Origin of the sequence: Sandarakinorhabdus oryzae, assembly GCF_009733735.1 — a bacterium.
Classification (GTDB): Bacteria; Pseudomonadota; Alphaproteobacteria; order Sphingomonadales; family Sphingomonadaceae; genus Sandarakinorhabdus; species Sandarakinorhabdus oryzae.
The window spans coordinates 1-541 of the sequence record NZ_WNJP01000421.1; the positions used below are offsets into that span (position 1 = coordinate 1).

1 protein-coding gene is annotated in these 541 nt (G+C 69.1%); it reads right to left on the bottom strand.

What is annotated here, in order from left to right:
* Nucleotides 1-325: 325 nt before the first annotated feature.
* On the bottom strand, nucleotides 326-541 hold a 216-nt coding region (locus GJ693_RS16650), incomplete at its 5' end, for a PDZ domain-containing protein (protein ID WP_156257300.1).

A 541-nucleotide genomic window follows, 5' to 3' on the forward strand; every position in this document is an offset into this window, starting at 1 on the left:
CGGCGTCGGGGTCGGCGCGGGCGCCGGCGGCGGCGTCACCAGCGTGCCCTCGCCGGGGGAGGCAATGTTGCTGGCGCCGTCGCAGGCCGCCAGGGCCAGCGCCGAACCGATCATCAACAGGCTGCGGAGACGGATATTCATGTGGGCATCCCTCTTGGCCGTGTGGTTGGCATGCCGGGATGCGCTCGTGGCCGAACGATTGGCGCCCCCGCTCTGCTTGGGGGAATAGGGGGGATTCGTGGCGTCGTGGTTACATGCCGATGGCATGTTGATGACTGTCCGGTTGCGCATTGATGACATCGCGGCCCGGGGTGGCACGAGACCGTCAGGGCGTGACGCGCACCGTGCGCAGCTGGCCAGCTCGGCGATAGAGCAGGGTCAACTGGCCATTGCTGGCCAGTTCCTGCGGCAATTCCATGATCTTCTCTTCCGAGATCAGCTCGCTGCCATTGGCGGCGACCAGCACGTCGCCGGCCTGCAGCCCGGCCCGCTCCAGGGCCGGCAGTGCGGCCACGCTGGCGAGCCGCCAGCCCACCAGCCG